At 45.4% G+C, this 15,816-nt stretch carries 17 protein-coding genes; 12 read left to right on the top strand and 5 right to left on the bottom strand.

What is annotated here, in order from left to right; translation table 11 throughout:
- Window positions 1-516: 516 nt before the first annotated feature.
- The 8 genes from LCM10_RS16385 to proC all read left to right on the top strand — a co-directional run bounded on the left by LCM10_RS16385 (window position 517) and on the right by proC (window position 7,489).
- Window positions 517-2,412: a PrkA family serine protein kinase gene (locus tag LCM10_RS16385; protein ID WP_224877373.1), complete on the top strand. Its 1,896-nt coding sequence runs from the start codon at window positions 517-519 to the stop codon at window positions 2,410-2,412.
- Between the two features lie 103 nt (window positions 2,413-2,515).
- Window positions 2,516-2,716 carry a hypothetical protein gene (locus tag LCM10_RS16380; protein WP_224877372.1) on the top strand — a complete coding sequence of 67 codons (201 nt, stop codon included), beginning with the start codon at window positions 2,516-2,518 and terminating at the stop codon, window positions 2,714-2,716.
- An 84-nt stretch (window positions 2,717-2,800) separates the two neighbouring features.
- The gene (locus LCM10_RS16375) at window positions 2,801-2,971 is read left to right on the top strand and encodes a hypothetical protein (protein WP_224877371.1); all 171 of its coding nucleotides are present in this window, start codon (window positions 2,801-2,803) and stop codon (window positions 2,969-2,971) included.
- Window positions 2,972-3,324: 353 nt separating this feature from the next.
- The gene (yhbH, locus tag LCM10_RS16370; protein WP_263621542.1) at window positions 3,325-4,485 is read left to right on the top strand and encodes a sporulation protein YhbH; all 1,161 of its coding nucleotides are present in this window, start codon (window positions 3,325-3,327) and stop codon (window positions 4,483-4,485) included.
- Window positions 4,486-4,632: 147 nt separating this feature from the next.
- The gene (locus tag LCM10_RS16365) at window positions 4,633-5,124 is read left to right on the top strand and encodes an STAS domain-containing protein (RefSeq protein ID WP_224877369.1); all 492 of its coding nucleotides are present in this window, start codon (window positions 4,633-4,635) and stop codon (window positions 5,122-5,124) included.
- 129 nt (window positions 5,125-5,253) lie between these two features.
- A complete protein-coding gene (locus tag LCM10_RS16360; RefSeq protein ID WP_224877368.1) occupies window positions 5,254-5,556 on the top strand; it encodes a YciI family protein in 303 nt (100 codons plus the stop codon).
- Window positions 5,557-5,559: 3 nt separating this feature from the next.
- Window positions 5,560-6,609, top strand: a complete 1,050-nt coding sequence (locus LCM10_RS16355) for a phosphotransferase enzyme family protein (protein WP_224877367.1) — start codon at window positions 5,560-5,562, stop codon at window positions 6,607-6,609.
- Between the two features lie 73 nt (window positions 6,610-6,682).
- Window positions 6,683-7,489 (top strand): pyrroline-5-carboxylate reductase, encoded by an 807-nt coding sequence (gene proC, locus LCM10_RS16350; RefSeq protein ID WP_224877366.1) that lies wholly within the window; start codon window positions 6,683-6,685, stop codon window positions 7,487-7,489.
- 57 nt (window positions 7,490-7,546) lie between these two features.
- On the opposite strand, the gene LCM10_RS16345 is transcribed toward proC, so the two are convergent.
- The 3 genes from LCM10_RS16345 to LCM10_RS16335 form a co-directional block, all read right to left on the bottom strand.
- On the bottom strand, window positions 7,547-8,209 hold the full coding sequence (locus LCM10_RS16345; protein WP_224877365.1) for an SIMPL domain-containing protein: 663 nt from the start codon (window positions 8,207-8,209) through the stop codon (window positions 7,547-7,549).
- Between the two features lie 9 nt (window positions 8,210-8,218).
- The gene (locus LCM10_RS16340) at window positions 8,219-8,593 is read right to left on the bottom strand and encodes a hypothetical protein (protein WP_224877364.1); all 375 of its coding nucleotides are present in this window, start codon (window positions 8,591-8,593) and stop codon (window positions 8,219-8,221) included.
- Window positions 8,594-8,682: 89 nt separating this feature from the next.
- Window positions 8,683-9,639: an L-lactate dehydrogenase gene (locus LCM10_RS16335; RefSeq protein ID WP_224877363.1), complete on the bottom strand. Its 957-nt coding sequence runs from the start codon at window positions 9,637-9,639 to the stop codon at window positions 8,683-8,685.
- 307 nt (window positions 9,640-9,946) lie between these two features.
- Here LCM10_RS16335 and LCM10_RS20795 point away from each other — a divergent pair, with 307 nt between their 5' ends.
- The 3 genes from LCM10_RS20795 (at window position 9,947) to LCM10_RS16315 (ending at window position 11,816) form a co-directional block, all read left to right on the top strand.
- Window positions 9,947-10,981, top strand: coding sequence for a tetratricopeptide repeat protein (locus LCM10_RS20795; protein ID WP_318247504.1), 1,035 nt, complete (start codon window positions 9,947-9,949; stop codon window positions 10,979-10,981).
- Window positions 10,982-11,077: 96 nt separating this feature from the next.
- The gene (locus tag LCM10_RS20885) at window positions 11,078-11,245 is read left to right on the top strand and encodes a DUF2614 family zinc ribbon-containing protein (RefSeq protein ID WP_412103413.1); all 168 of its coding nucleotides are present in this window, start codon (window positions 11,078-11,080) and stop codon (window positions 11,243-11,245) included.
- Window positions 11,246-11,261: 16 nt separating this feature from the next.
- Window positions 11,262-11,816: a histidine phosphatase family protein gene (locus LCM10_RS16315; protein WP_224877361.1), complete on the top strand. Its 555-nt coding sequence runs from the start codon at window positions 11,262-11,264 to the stop codon at window positions 11,814-11,816.
- Between the two features lie 48 nt (window positions 11,817-11,864).
- On the opposite strand, the gene LCM10_RS16310 is transcribed toward LCM10_RS16315, so the two are convergent.
- On the bottom strand, window positions 11,865-13,166 hold the full coding sequence (locus LCM10_RS16310) for an NCS2 family permease (protein WP_224877360.1): 1,302 nt from the start codon (window positions 13,164-13,166) through the stop codon (window positions 11,865-11,867).
- Between the two features lie 189 nt (window positions 13,167-13,355).
- On the opposite strand from LCM10_RS16310, the gene LCM10_RS16305 reads away from it, so the two are divergent.
- A complete protein-coding gene (locus LCM10_RS16305; protein WP_224877359.1) occupies window positions 13,356-15,002 on the top strand; it encodes a M20/M25/M40 family metallo-hydrolase in 1,647 nt (548 codons plus the stop codon).
- A gap of 50 nt (window positions 15,003-15,052) precedes the next feature.
- Here LCM10_RS16305 and LCM10_RS16300 read toward each other — a convergent pair whose 3' ends face one another.
- Entirely contained in the window at window positions 15,053-15,664 is a 612-nt protein-coding gene (locus LCM10_RS16300; RefSeq protein WP_224877358.1) for a nitroreductase family protein, read from the bottom strand.
- Window positions 15,665-15,816: the final 152 nt, after the last annotated feature.

Below are 15,816 nucleotides of genomic sequence, written 5' to 3'. Positions count from 1 at the left end.
GATTATAGGCAAGGAGCATGATGTTAGCTCCTATTAAAAGAAGCAAAAAACCCCTTAAAAGCACATGCTTTAAAGGGGTTTTTGCAATGAATTAGTTTGAACCTGGCTTGTCGTTATATCCAGCAGTGAAGATTGCTGTAAGGAACGCAGCAGTCACACCTAAAATGATGATTGTACCCATAATTGGTATACCTCCAGTTTCATATTCCACAGTCTGTCTTTAGTATAGCCTATTTTATGAAAGTTGTGAACGAAAGATGGATATTTTTGTGACAATTTCATAAAGAACTATTCCTTCTCCCTGATGAAAACCGTAAGCGCTATCAGCTGTGTCCGGCTGAAAAATCCGGGAACGGACCGACAAGCAGATCGATCCACTTGATCTCTGATTCAGCAGCACGTTCAGCCTTTTTTCCATAAAGCTTGGTGAAGAAATCCATCTTCTTAACATGTTCGGGTGAACAAGCGCATAGAGTATATTAATCGTCTCTCATTAAGCGACAGGGGGAGGTCCTTATGGATATCTTAAAAAAAGTTGAACATTACCGTGAAGAAGAAGTGAAACTGAAATGGGAAGGGACGTTTGCTCAGTATTTGGAGTTGTTAAGAGAAAAGCCTTGGATTGGTCAGTCGGCTCATTCGAGAGTCTATAATATGATCAAGGATGCTGGAGTGGAAGAAGTAGATGGGAAAAGACGATATAAATTCTTCAGCAATCAATTATTTGGCTTGGAAGAGGCACTCGAGAGACTGGTTGAGGAGTATTTTCATCCTGCTGCTAAACGATTAGACGTGAGAAAGAGAATCCTATTGTTGATGGGGCCGGTCAGCGGTGGTAAATCGACGCTTGTGTCCATGCTGAAACGGGGTCTGGAGCAGTATTCACGCACAGACCGTGGAGCCATTTTTGCCATTAAGGGATGTCCGATGCATGAGGATCCACTTCATTTGATCCCTCAGCATTTACGTGAGGATTTCCATGGGGATTACGGAATCCGTATTGAAGGGAATTTGTCACCTTTAAATACGATGCGCCTGGAGAAGGAATACCAGGGAAGAATCGAAGATGTACAGGTGGAAAGAGTCTTCTTCTCCGAAGACAAACGTGTCGGGATCGGGACATTCAGTCCTTCAGATCCGAAGTCCCAGGATATCGCCGATCTAACGGGAAGCATCGACTTCTCGACAATCGCTGAATATGGGTCGGAATCCGATCCGCGTGCGTATCGTTTCGACGGGGAGCTGAATAAAGCGAACCGCGGCTTGATGGAATTCCAGGAGATGCTGAAATGTGATGAGAAGTTCTTATGGCATTTATTATCCCTCACGCAGGAAGGTAACTTCAAAGCCGGACGATTTGCGCTGATTTCAGCTGATGAACTGATTGTGGCACATACGAATGAAACAGAGTACCGCTCGTTTATATCAAATAAGAAAAATGAGGCATTGCATTCGAGGATCATCGTAATGCCGGTTCCATATAATCTGAAAGTGACCCAGGAAGAAAAGATTTATGAAAAGATGATCGGGGAGAGCGATGTATCCAATGTGCACGTTGCGCCTCATACGTTACGGGTGGCGGCCATGTTCACGATCCTGACACGTCTGAAGGAGCCGAAGCGCGGCGATATTGATCTGATTAAGAAGATGCGCCTTTACGATGGAGAGAGTGTGGAAGGCTTCAACTCGGCCGATGTCGATGAAATGAAGAAAGAATACCAGGATGAGGGAATGAGCGGAATCGATCCGCGTTATGTGATCAATCGGATTTCATCTACGATCATTCGTAAAGAGATACCGACAATCAATGCCCTTGATGTGCTCCGTGCACTCAAGGAAGGACTCGATCAGCATCCGTCCATCACGAATGAACTGCGTGAAAGATATCTCAATTTCATCTCGCTTGCGCGTAAGGAATATGATGATATCGCGAAGAAAGAAGTTCAGAAAGCCTTTGTTTATTCCTATGAAGAGTCAGCCAAGACACTCATGGATAACTACCTCGATAATGTCGAGGCCTATTGCAACAAGGCAAAACTCCATGATCCATTGACCGGTGAAGAAATCAATCCGGATGAAAAACTGATGCGTTCGATCGAGGAGCAGATCGGAATTTCTGAAAATGCGAAAAAAGCGTTCCGTGAAGAGATCCTGATCCGAATCTCGGCATATGCGCGCAAAGGAAAGCGGTTCGACTATAATTCTCACGACCGCCTCCGTGAAGCAATCCAGAAGAAGCTGTTTGCCGACCTGAAGGATGTCGTCAAGATCACTACATCCACAAAAACGCCGGATGAACAGCAGCTCAAGAAAGTCAATGAAGTCGTGGCACGCCTCATTGACGAGCATGGCTACAACTCCACTTCAGCAAACGAACTGCTGCGTTATGTAGGAAGCTTGCTGAATCGTTAACCATAGGGGTGCCAAAGAACGGGATGCTCTGCATCCCGTTCTTTTTGCCGTTTACTTATGGGATGAAAGGGGAACTGTAATAGTAAATAAAAGAGGTGAACACATGATGAAAAAGAAGCAGGAACCGGATAAGAAATATGAGCTCGACAAGAATTACGAGCCAGACAATGGATCGATGGCACACGACTTTGAGGAGATGGAGCAGCTCGGAAAGCAGATGGACAGGCTCCGTACGAATGAGGAACTGAAGGAAGATGATAAGCAGCCTGATCCCGTTCAATACAAAGAAAAGGATAAGAAATGAATATATTGACGGAAAAATCAGAATATATTAATCTGTAGATAGAGAGAGCCGGGCCCATATCCTAAATGAAAGTGGGTGAAGGGGATGCCTTCTAAATCTCAGTGTCGAGAAGAAGCGGAACCTTTTAACGGAAGCATGGCCTCGAATATGGAGGAACTGATCAAACTGGGCAAGCAAATGGAGAAGCTGCGTTCCAGCGGAGAGTTGAAGAACCACAATCGAGTACAAGATCCGGCTCAATATGAGGAAGAGTGATAATCAGGTGGATGGCCTGGTTATTTTTTTGTGAAAAAAAGTCGCATAGATGCAGACACATAGGAATATAAAATGTAAAGTATATTCACCTTGATGACGTACATATTTTCATGCATGACTTTATACCCTATGTTGTATTTTAGTGAATGAAAAAATAGGCTCGTCCAAACTTAAAAAGAACGCTAAATTGTCGAAATTATTTGTAAATTTATCAATACTTCTGCATAGGATAGAGTAATCCCCGATTCATTCCTTTAAGGGGAAGAAAGTGAGAAGATTCCACAGTCAACATAGTGTATGCAAAGTGAAAGAGAAATGTGAAAAATATTAAGGAGGGGAAAATTGTGAGTCAAATGGATAATCATCAGTTTGTCATTTCCAAGGAAGATTGGGCCCTCCACCGCAAAGGTCACGACGATCAGACACGCCATCAAGAGAAGGTACAGGATGCGATAAGAAATAATTTACCTGATCTCATTACTGAAGAGAACATCATTATGTCCAATGGCCGAGATGTCGTCAAGATCCCGATACGCTCTCTAGATGAATATAAAATCCGCTATAACTATGATAAAAATAAACATGCAGGGCAAGGGGACGGCGACAGTCAGGTTGGAGATGTAATTGCAAGGGACGGTTCCCAGCAGCAGAAGGGTCCTGGGAAAGGGCAAGGAGCAGGGGATAAAGCAGGGGAAGACTACTATGAAGCTGAAGTGTCCCTCATGGAGATAGAAGAAGCATTGTTCAGTCAATTGGAGCTCCCTAATCTGAAAAAGAAGGAACAGGACGTCCAGACCGTGGAGCATATTGAGTTCAATGATATCCGAAAAACAGGCCTCATGGGAAATATAGATAAGAAGAAAACGATGATGTCAGCATTCAAGAGGAATGCCATGAAAGGTGAACCGAGCTTTCATCCAATCATTTCAGAAGACTTGAAATTCCGTACTTGGAATGAAGTATTAAAACCTGAATCAAAAGCGGTTGTGTTAGCGATGATGGATACGAGTGGAAGTATGGGAGTGTGGGAGAAGTATATGGCAAGGAGCTTCTTCTTCTGGATGACCAGATTTTTACGGACAAAATATGAAACCGTGGAGATCGAATTCATCGCCCACCATACGGAAGCGAAGGTTGTGTCGGAAGAACATTTCTTCTCGAAAGGGGAAAGTGGAGGGACCATCTGTTCATCTGCTTATAGGAAAGCACTGGAACTCATTGATGAGAAATACAATCCGTCAAGATATAATATCTACCCATTCCATTTCTCGGATGGTGACAATCTGACATCTGATAATGTCCGCTGTGTAAAACTGGTGGAGGAACTGATGAAGGTTTCCAGTATGTTCGGATATGGTGAGGTTAATCAATATAATCGTCACTCAACCCTCATGTCCGCATATAAAAACATTAAAAATGAAGACTTCCGTTACTATATCCTCAAGCAAAAAGCCGATGTATTCCATGCGATGCGAAGCTTCTTCAAGAAAGAAGAACAAAAAGCATATGCCTGATAAAAGCCAGCCGAATAGGCTGGCTTTTAGATTGTTCCAGGGAATGTTCCCCACCTGATAAAAAGATACTCTCTTCTGAGGGGTTTGGTGCTAAAATAGAAAAAACGGCTGACTGAGCCTAAATATATGGATATGGTGAGGTTTAGAATGACAAATGAATCAAAGCAAGTACAGCAGCTTAAAGAAGAAATCGTGGAGCTAAAAAAACAATTGGAGGAGTCTGAGGAGCTGATCAAGGAAATATCAGCACCCATCATCCCTTCCATCGTCCCTGAAACCATCCTAGTCCCAATTACCGGACGCCTTTCACCAGAACGTTTTGAGATGATCATAACGAAAATCCTGAATGTGACGTATCAAGAAGATATTCATACCATCATCATCGACTTTTCGGCCATTTCAGAAAAGGATATATGTGAAATGGATGTATTCGGGATGTATGTGGATAATTTGGCCAAAGCCATTGGGTTGATGGGGATAGAGGTTCTGTTTGTAGGGTTCACGCCTTCCCTGACCCAGATCATTGTCAATTCAGGAGTAAGGGAAATACTTGAAATGAAAAGCTTCCTGACGTTTAGGACGGCCCTTCAATATTTAATGAAAAGAAGAGGAATCGAATTTCAACCAATCAATGATTGAACGACCAACCTGAAGGGGTTGGTTTTTTTTATTATGGGGTAAAAGAGTGCCTTCGTGGTGTCTGTAAAGGAATACCGGGTGAGGGAGTCGAAAGTATAGAAGCAAGAGTAATGCTAAGGAGGAGAAATCATGGAATTTATCTATATGCTGAAATTGATTCCACGCTTATATCATGAGGAGAATTGGACTCGAGAAGATGAAACAATCGTAGCGGATCACTTCAGTCGATTGAAGGATTTCAAGGAGCAAGGTGTCGTCATTTTGGCTGGCAGGACGTTGAATGAAGAAGAGAATGCGTTTGGAATCGTCGTCTTTGAAGTGGAAAGTGAAGCACATGCAGAGGAATTCATGAAGGGGGATCCTTGTGTCCGTGAAGGAATCATGACAGCGGAATTGTTCCCATACCGTGTCGCATTATTGAAGGGGGAATAAGAGATGGAGAATTGGATTGATGAGCTTTTCAGTGAGGAACTCCTTGAAACGGCCGCGAAGAGATTCGGGTGTGAATCGTCACAGGCGAAAAAGCTTGGTGATTTTGAAAACTATGTGTATGAAGTACATAAGGAAGGCGTGCCGTATATCCTCAGATTGACCCACAGCTCCCACCGGTCTGCAAAGGAAGTAGAAGCGGAACTCAGATGGGTGAACTACTTACATGAAAACGGCGTCAACGTTTCATTGGTCAATGATTCACTGGATGGCAAGTTAGTGGAAGTGTTGAAAGCAGGGGAAACGTTCTTTTATGTGTGCCTATTCGATAAAGCGCCAGGCAAACCGGTCGGTATCAATGATCCCCTGTTTGATGACTCCTTGTTCAGGAAATGGGGAAGGGTCACCGGGAAGATGCATCGGGTCACGAAGCAGTATGAGGCTTCGGAGTATATAAGGGGACGCTGGGATGAAGATGATGTTTTGCAATATGCCAAGTATCTACCTTCACATGATTCAATCATCCTTGGAAAAGCAGAGGAAAATAAGAAAGGGCTGCAGGCGCTTGAGGAAACACCTGAAAATTTCGGAGTCATCCACTCTGATATCCACCCAGGGAACTTCTTTTATCATGAGGGTGAAATTCATGTGTTTGATTTCGATGATAGCATGCAGTTCTTTTTCCTGAGTGATATTGCCATCCCTCTTTATTACTCGGTATGGTGGAAATACAGGAAGGACAGCCTGGAAACACGTTCCGAATTTGGTGAAGCGTTCCTGACAGCCTTTCTTTCCGGATACCTTGAAGAGTCCCCGCTTGAAGAAGAATGGATCGAGCATCTGCCGGCATTCCTATCACTGCGTGACTTCACTCTTTACACCGTGTTCCATAAAAAGTGGGACGTCAAACACTTATCACAGGTAGAAGAAGAGCTCCTGACGGGTATCAGGAATAGGCTGTTGAACGATGAACCGATTGTGGAAATCGATTTCAAGGCGATGTTGAAAAAGGCAAGGGGACAGGTGAAGATTGCTGATAATCAGGCAAAACGCTGATGTGCAAACATTCACGTGACAGTGAAAGTTTGATATGATTCTAGGGTGAGTCATTAATCAGAGGTGAATCAGCATGAATAAAAAAATTGGATTTATCGGGTGCGGAAATATGGCACAGGCGATCCTCGGAGGCATTCTGGAATCCGGGGTTGTCGAGAAAGATGCGATCATGGCGAGTGCTAGGTCACAGTCTACCTGTATGAAAGTGGAACAGGAATTCGGAGTGAAGTGCACAGAGGATAATCCCGCTGTTGCAGCATTTTCGGATATCCTGTTCCTTTCAATCAAACCCGATCAACATCAAACGGTCATATCAGAAGTGAAGGATCATGTGAAGGAAAACGCGATTGTGGTGACGATCGCTGCCGGCATCACGATGGAATGGCTGGAAGCCCAATTCGGCAGAACATTGAAGGTTGTGCGGACGATGCCGAATACACCATCACTGGTAGGCGAGGGCATGACCGCGTATTGTGTGAATGGTCGGTTATCAGACGGGGAAATGGATCAGATTTCCTCCGTGTTGAGGAGCTTTGGTAAGGCAGAGCTGGTGGATGAAACGTTGATGGATGCCATCCCGGCGGTGAGCGGCTCATCGCCTGCGTATGCGTTCATGTTCATCGAGGCACTTGCAGATGGAGCCGTCCTTCAAGGGATACCGAGGAAACAGGCGTATGAACTGGCGGCTCAAGCTGTCCTTGGCGCAGCGAAGATGGTACTCGAAACAGGCAAGCACCCAGGGGAATTGAAAGATGCTGTCTGCTCCCCTGGTGGTGCCACCATCGAAGCAGTCGCATCCTTAGAGAAAAGTGGATTCAAGGGAAGCGTCCTGACAGCCATGGAGGCATGCTTCAGAAAAACAAGATCACTCGGTGAATGAAATAACTAAAAGGCCCGTCCCCCAACGCTTTAAAGCAGTGAGGGACGGGCCTTTATCTTAGTATGTCCGAAACTCTGCAGTGACCGTAGCTGTGACACCGATTTGTCCGGGCTGAAGATTCGTGCTTTCTTCGGCTGCTTTGACAAAGGCTGTCGGGGCAAGCGGAACCAGTGGTGTGCCAGCGTGCTCGATAATCGATTTCGGGTGCGGGTCCAATTGCTGGCCGGATTTGTTTGATAGGGTCAGGGCTTTTTCCAATGCTTTTTGATAAGCCGCTGTAAGTGCCTTTCGGTAGGTCTTTTCAGGGGATGAGTTGATAAATTGGATGTTTTCAACCCGGTTTGCACCGCTTTTGACGGCATCGTCGATGATCGATCCGATTGAGTCGATGTTTTCAACCGTTACTCGTAGAACATGCCTGACCTCATAACCGGAGAACACCTGCTTCCCATCTTCATAGTTATATTGCGGGAAGATTTGATAGGTGGAGGTCTGGATATCCTTTTTTTCAACATTATTGTTCATGAGCGATTGGATCACTCTATTTGATATCCGGTTATTTTCTTTCTGCGCAACTTCAAGATTTTCATTCTTTGTCACGATGCCGATGGATAGAATGGCTTGATCGGGATTTACATAAACCGTATGTTCCCCTGAAACGGTAATGCTGCCCGACCTTCCTTCTTGGTGGGCGCGATCAAAGTGTGGATATGGATACATATCCATCACCTACACACAAGTGAATGATCGGATCTTATCTAAATCGATGCCAAAGTATACCCATCTCCACCCGATCCATCTCCATCCGGCAACCGATTGGCGGCCGACGAATACAGGGTAAAACCAGAACGCATCCCGTCTCAGCCAAATATAGGTGTATCGGAACATACAGCGTCTGATGCCGCCTGGGTCGATCGAATAGGTGCTAGGCGCACCGGGGCCGCCTTGCATGGATGTCATTTGTGGTGTGAAATTTGGTGGTGGTCCGGGTGGCTGCTGATTGCCCCCTTGTTGTCCTCCGGGTGGCGGTGAACTTGGTGGACCTCCACCGGGAAAGCCTCCACCGGGAAAACCTCCAGGAAATAACTGTCTGTCGTCGTACATAGAAGAACCTCCTCATAAACGAATTCTCAATAGTTTATGAGGAGGCTTTGTGGGCGTGCCTGTCTATGCAATGTCGGGGGACAACCCCCTTATTTCGTTTCGGCGAATGCTTTATTCATGACCGCTTTTAACGTTCGAGCAGAATGGTCGAATTGACGCTGTTCCTTATCATTCAATGGGAGCTCCACTACTTTCCGGATGCCTTCACGATTGATGATCGCGGGTACCCCGATGTATAGATCCTCTTGGTCATATTCCCCTTCAAGAAGAGAAGATACGGTCAGGATACTATTTTCATTGTTGAAGATCGCTTTTGTGATCCTCGCAAGTCCCATGGCGATTCCGTAATAGGTAGCCCCTTTCCGCTCAATGATATGATAAGCGGCATCCCGTACATTGATGAAAATGTCATCCAGTTTGTTTTGGACATTTTCTTTATTCATATCGACTAATTCAGAGAGGTGGCTGGCACCGACTGTTGTATGGCTCCAAACAGGGAATTCTGTATCACCGTGCTCTCCCATGATGTACGCATGGATGTTCCTTGTATCGATATCAAAATGCTCACCGACCAAATAGCGAAGTCTAGCCGTGTCCAAAATGGTACCTGAACCGATGACTCTCTCTTTCGGCAAGCCGGAGAATTTCCAGGTTGCATATGTGAGGATATCGACCGGATTGGTGGCAACTAGAAAAATGCCGTTAAATCCGCTTGCCATCACCTGCTCGACGATGCTCTTGAAGATGGTGATGTTCTTTCCTACAAGATCAAGGCGGGTTTCACCTGATTTCTGATTTGCCCCTGCGGTGATCACAACAATATCAGCGTCATGACAATCACTGTAGTCACCGGCATGAATCTTCATTGGAGAGGCAAAAGCCAGTCCGTGATTAAGGTCGCGGGCATCTCCGTCAGCTTTTTCTTTATTCATATCGATCATGACGAGTTCATGGGCGATTCCTTGATTCAAAAGGGCGAAAGCATAACTTGATCCGACAAAACCAGTCCCGATAAGAGCTACTTTGTTTGTACATTTGATTGTCATTGTTTCACACACCTTACTTTATAGAAGATTTGATATGGTTCTATTGAATGAAGTATTGTGAATTAATTCACAAACTAATCATATCATGAAATTCTTGATTATTCTACTGCTAACATCCTAGGAACATACCAATAAGGAGAATAATGTTCCCGTTTTCACGGAATTGTCAATTTCAATATGGAGAAAAGATGCCTTCACTTCGGTCTCAAGCAGGAAGGTACGTCCCTCGATGCACTACCGTGGTGAAGGAATGGAGGATTTTGGGGTGGGGGTAGTGAATAGGTAATGGGAAGAGGGGGAATCAGTGGTGAAGGTGAATGTAGGGAATATTGGAATTCGTCCGATTGAACTGGGCGATAGGGAGATCATGGCCGCTTGGCTGTCTGATCCTGAAGTGCTGCGTTTTTATGAAGGTAGGGATCGTCCTTTCACGCCTGAAATGGTGGAGGAGCACTTTTTATCTCGAAGTCGCGATGTTACAGGCTGCATTGTGATCTGTGACGGGAAATCGATCGGGTATCTTCAATACTATCCGATTGATGATGGAGAAAGGGAGAAATATGGCTACAAGGATCGTGAAGAAATCATTTATGGTACCGATCAGTTCATAGGAGAGCGGGATTATTGGAATCGGGGAATCGGGACGGAGCTGATCAATATGGTCAAACGTCATCTCATCAATACATACGGAGTTAACCGCCTAGTCATGGATCCGATGACGTGGAACGAACGGGCCATCAGGTGTTATGAGAAATGCGGGTATAACAAAATCAAAATTCTTCCCCGGAATGAACTGCATGAAGAGATATGGCATGACGCCTGGCTTGTGGAATACTCTGCAGAGGAAAGAGGGAACTCGGAAATGGTAAAAGAAGGGATCAGACTGCGAGAGAACGGGGAGTACCAGGATTCAATCGACTATTTCAAAAACTTGATCGAATCCGAACCCGATAACGGAGAACTTCACTATCAATGTGCATGGAGCCATGATGCCTCGGGTAGAGAAAAGGAGGCCATCCCTTTTTACAAAGCAGCCATTAGCCTGGGACTGAAGGATGAAGACTTGAAGGGTGCCTATGTAGGGCTCGGCAGTACATATCGCACATTGGGGAGGTACAAGGAAGCGGAATCAATCTTGAGAGAGGGGATGGAACGATTCCCGGATCATCATGCACTGAAGGTTTTTTACGGCATGACCTTGCATAACCTTGGCGAACACAGCGATGCAATGGAGATCCTGCTTCACATTCTTGCGGAGACCTCTGAGGATCACTCCATACAATCTTATAAAAAAGCGATCTTGCTTTACGCCAGTCAGATGGACACAATTTGGGATCAATAGATGAGATGAAACCTTAGTCCACATATAAACGTATAAAGAGTGAAGCAGGGAGGGATCGATTTGGGTTTCGCACTCATTTTGCTCGTTGTTGGTACGATGCTCGGCCTAACGGTTTACCTTATCCAACGGTCTTATGCGACATGGTTCTACGGCAATAAAGGACTAGATCAATCTTCGAAGGAAGTCGAGTGTCCGAAGTGCCGGAAGCATACAAAAAGACAGAGTAGGTCCCAGCAGTGTGAACACTGCTATACAAGTTTTTAAGAAGAGATGTGAGAGAATGAAAACACAGGTTTATTTTGTGCGGCATGCCCATTCGGATTACACACCAGATGAGCTGAAAAGACCGCTCTCAAAAAGAGGCAGGAGCGATGCAGAACGAGTGCACGCTCTCCTGAAAGATCAAGATATCCACGCCGTTTGTTCAAGCCCTTACAAAAGGGCGATCGAGACCGTGGAGGGTACAGCTACATTCTTCAATAAGGAGATCGATCTTTATGAGGAACTGAAAGAAAGGCAGCTTTCCGGTGAACCCGTGGAAGATTTCAATGCTGCGATCATGAACGTATGGAACGACCCTCATCATTCCCTTCCAGGCGGTGAGTCCAACGTCCAAGCACAGGAAAGGGGTGTCCGGGGATTCCTGCAAATGATCGAAACGTATGAAGGCAAGAATATCGTTGTCGGCACACATGGGAATATCATGGTATTGATCATGAATCACTTTGATGAACAGTATGGGTACGAATTTTGGAAGGGCCTCGAGATGCCGGATATTTACAAGCTGACCTTTGAAGGGAACGAAATGACAGATGTGGTACGGGTCTGGGGATAGGACTCGTACTACATAACAAAAGCCGCTCATCACTGAGCGGCTTTTTTATTAATGAGGCAGGAAGGCGAGCTGGTAGAAGAATAATACCGCAAAGATGTAGACAAGCGGATGTACCTGCTTCCATTGCCCTTTTACGACTTTTAATAATGGGTAGGAAATGAACCCGAGCGCGATCCCTGTTGCAATGCTTGATGTCAGTGGCATGCTGAGGATGATCAAGAATGCCGGAAATGCTTCATCAAGCTGATCCCATTTGATATGGGAGATGCTCCCCATCATCAGGCTTCCAACAATGATCAACGCAGGTGCCGTGATGGCTGAAATTCCTGACACTGCACTGACAAGAGGACCGAAGAAGGCGGAGGCGATGAATAATACCGAAACGGTCAATGTCGTCAAACCGGTCCTTCCACCTGCGGAAACCCCTGCAGAAGATTCGATATAGGCTGATGTAGGGCTTGTACCGAACATGGCCCCGATTGTCGTTGCCACGGAATCGGCAAGAAGTGCTTCCCTGGCCCTTGGAAGCTGATTCCCTTTCATCAATCCAGCTTGCTGTGCAACCCCGATCATGGTTCCGGTCGTATCGAAAATGGTAACAAGAAGGAACGAGAAGACAACGGCATACAGCCCGTATTGCACCACATCACTGAAAGCAGTGAGCGGATTACTGATGATGATGCCCTCCGGTAGGTGAGGGATGGCGAAGATCCCTTTATCAAAGGATAGCTCACCGGTAAAATAGGCAATCAATGCCGTCACGATCATTCCGATGAATAATGCACCATGTACATTCAAGACCATGAGAACGAGTGTCACCCCGAGACCGATCAGTGCAAGAATGGCAGAAGGAGAATGAAGGTCTCCAAGCTTCACTAAGTTCGTCGGGTGAGCCTCGATCAATCCAGTAAGGCGCAGACCGATGAACGCGATGAATAAACCGATTCCTGCCGTGATCCCGTGCTTGAGGTTCTGAGGAATCGCCTCTATCAACTTTGCCCTGAATGGGGTAAGGGAAAGAATGACGAAAATGATCCCTGCAACGAAAACGGCTGAAAATGCAACAACGTATGAAATCTCGTCATTTGCGCCTACAACGGAGTAAGTGAAGTACGCATTGAGTCCCATACCCGGTGCAATGGCAATCGGATAATTGGCGAATAACGCCATCCATAACGTACCTGCCACCGCTGAAATGATTGTAGCTAAGAAAACTTGGTCAAATGGTACTCCTGCATCCGCTAAGATGATCGGGTTGACAATGACGATATAGACCATCGTCAGGAATGTCGTTAAACCCGCCAAAATTTCAGTTTTAGGAGTAGTGCCGTTTTCTTGTAATCTAAACATAATAATACCTCCATAAAAACGAACATTAAAAACACACAAATTATATAATATTCGGTATTGGGGTGGAATTCAATAGATGTGACTCAAAAAATATAAAAAAATATTTTGAAACCCCTTCCATATGGTACCCATTTTGGTTAAGATGTTATCAATCATCAAAAGCATAATATTGAAAGGAGCGGTTTCAAGGTGTATGAACAGCTGAAAAATAAATCAACCTCCGAAAGGATCGAACTCATCACACGATCTTTAGTCGCTCTGAAAAGCTATAACGGTACATTGGGAGAAAAACAAAAAGCTCGCTATATATATGAAATCATCCTATCATTCCCTTATTTCAGGCAGCATCCTGACAAGGTGTGGATGCAGGATGTGCCGGGTGATCCGATCGAAAGGCAGAATGTGTTCGCGCTACTCGAGGGGGAATCAGTAAAAACGCTATTATTCCATGCCCATTATGACACAGTGGGGACCGATGATTACGGTGCCCTGCAGGAAATGGCCCATGATCCGGATTTCCTTCAGAAGTTCTTCATGGATTATGAAGGCGAAGAAAGAGTCAGGGAGGATGCCAGATCAGGAAATTGGCTGTTTGGAAGGGGATCCCTTGATATGCAGAGTGGGATCGCCGTACACCTCGCCAATCTTCTTTTCTTTACGGAACAAAACAGTGCCCCCCCTGGGAATCTCCTATTCTTGTTCAATGGTGACGAAGAAAGTGAACATGCCGGGCTGATTGCCGCATTGTCCGAGCTCGATCGTCTCAAGGGGGAAGGGCTGGATTATTTGGCGGCAATCAATACAGATTTCATATCGCCGATTTATGACGGTGATTGCAAGCGATATATTTATACAGGTGCTGCAGGCAAATTTTTGCCTGGATACTATATTTATGGGCGCGAAGCACATGTCGGCGACGTACTGACGTCCATCGATCCGACCGCGATCGCTTCAAAAATCAACCTGGAAATCAATCAGAACCTCGACCTCGTCGAGAAGATACCGGGTGAATTCACTCTGCCGCCTTCCTGCCTCTACTTCAAGGATGATAAGACGGCGTATAATGTTCAGACACCGCTTAGTACGTCGATCTACTTCAACTATTTCGTCTATGAAAAGACGGCCCGTGATGTTCTATATCAAATGAAGAAAGCCGCCATGAAAGCGGTCGCGCATCTGGAAGAGCGAAGCAAGGAACAGTATGAGAGCTACCGGAAATACCATGGGTTCCCGGAAAGGGAGTTGTCCTGGCAAGTCGAGGTGCTCACATTGAGGGAATACATCTTCTGGTTGAAAGAAAGGGGCATCGAACCTGAGCCTGTGATGGAGGAAGTTTATGAACAGCATAAAGGCGAAGACAAGCGCTCGATTGCCTATAAAATGGTGGAAGCCCTTCAGCTTCTGGATCCGGACCGGACACCGAGAGTCATCATTTTCTTTGCTCCTCCATTCTTGCCTCATAACTACCTGAATGAAGAAAATGAGCACGGGAAAAAAGTGAAGGAAGTACTAGGTAAGTGCCTGGATGACATTTCGGAAGAGACAGGTGAAGAGTTTGTGATGAAACGGTTTTTCCCTTATCTTGCAGATGGGAGCTTTCTATCACTGCATGAAGAAGATGAAGACATTGAAGTCATCAAAAAAAATCTGCCGTTGATCGACGAACTATATCCTGTCCCGATCGATCACATCCGAAAGTTGAATATCCCATCGATCAACATCGGGGTCTACGGAAAAGATGGTCATCAGTGGACGGAGAGAGTATATAAGCCATATACCTTTTCGGTGCTACCTGTGATCATACAAAGGGTGACAGGGGAATTATTGGACATCTGAAGGTATTGAAAAAGCCACATCCATGTAAAGAGGATGTGGCTTTTCCTTTATCACTCTGCCCAGTCAATCAGATTGCGAATATCTAGGCGATCGGTTTTACGCGCTTCTTGCAAAGGTTTTCCAATCGTGATCAGCATGATCGGCAAGTAGCGATCAGAGACATTGAATTCCGTCATCAGGGCAGCTGGGTTGAAGCCTCCGATCGGACATGTGTCCCATCCCTTGGCTTTCGCAGCGAGCATAAGCTGCATGGCTGCCAGGGAAGCATTACTGAACGCTGCATCCCTTGGGTATTGTTCACGGCTGTACGCGCCTTTGATTTGCTTCGTTAAAATTTCTTTCAATTCTGCGGTCATTTCCCCTTTTTCCACTGAAGGATCGAGGACTGGATCGATATTCTTATCGGCTTCAAGATCACCTAATACCGCTACAACCGCGGAAGCATCAACAACTTGCTGCTGATTGTAGGCAATCGATAGCAAGCGCTCCTGAACATCTTTTTGGTCGAACACAAGAAATCTCCAATGCTGCAAGTTCCATGCCGAAGGTGCCCTCCCTGCAGTCTCAAGAATTTCAACCAATTCTTCTCTCGGAATCTCAAGCTCCGGATTATACACTTTCGTAGATCGTCGTTCCTCTGCTACTTGAAAGAAGTCTGTCATGATATTTGCCTCCTTGATGTGAGAAAAGTGCTATAATATAGGGTATATTTGGATGATGCTTACTTTTTGTAAGTGAATCTTATAACATGACTACTATAACGGACGTCAAATTTTGCGTCAAGATATGAGCTTGTAAGGAAGTGTAAAGGAAG

The sequence above is a fragment of the Rossellomorea aquimaris genome (assembly GCF_020171925.1).
Taxonomy (GTDB): Bacteria; Bacillota; Bacilli; order Bacillales; family Bacillaceae_B; genus Rossellomorea; species Rossellomorea aquimaris_F.
This window is presented reverse-complemented; position numbering and strand designations above follow the sequence as displayed.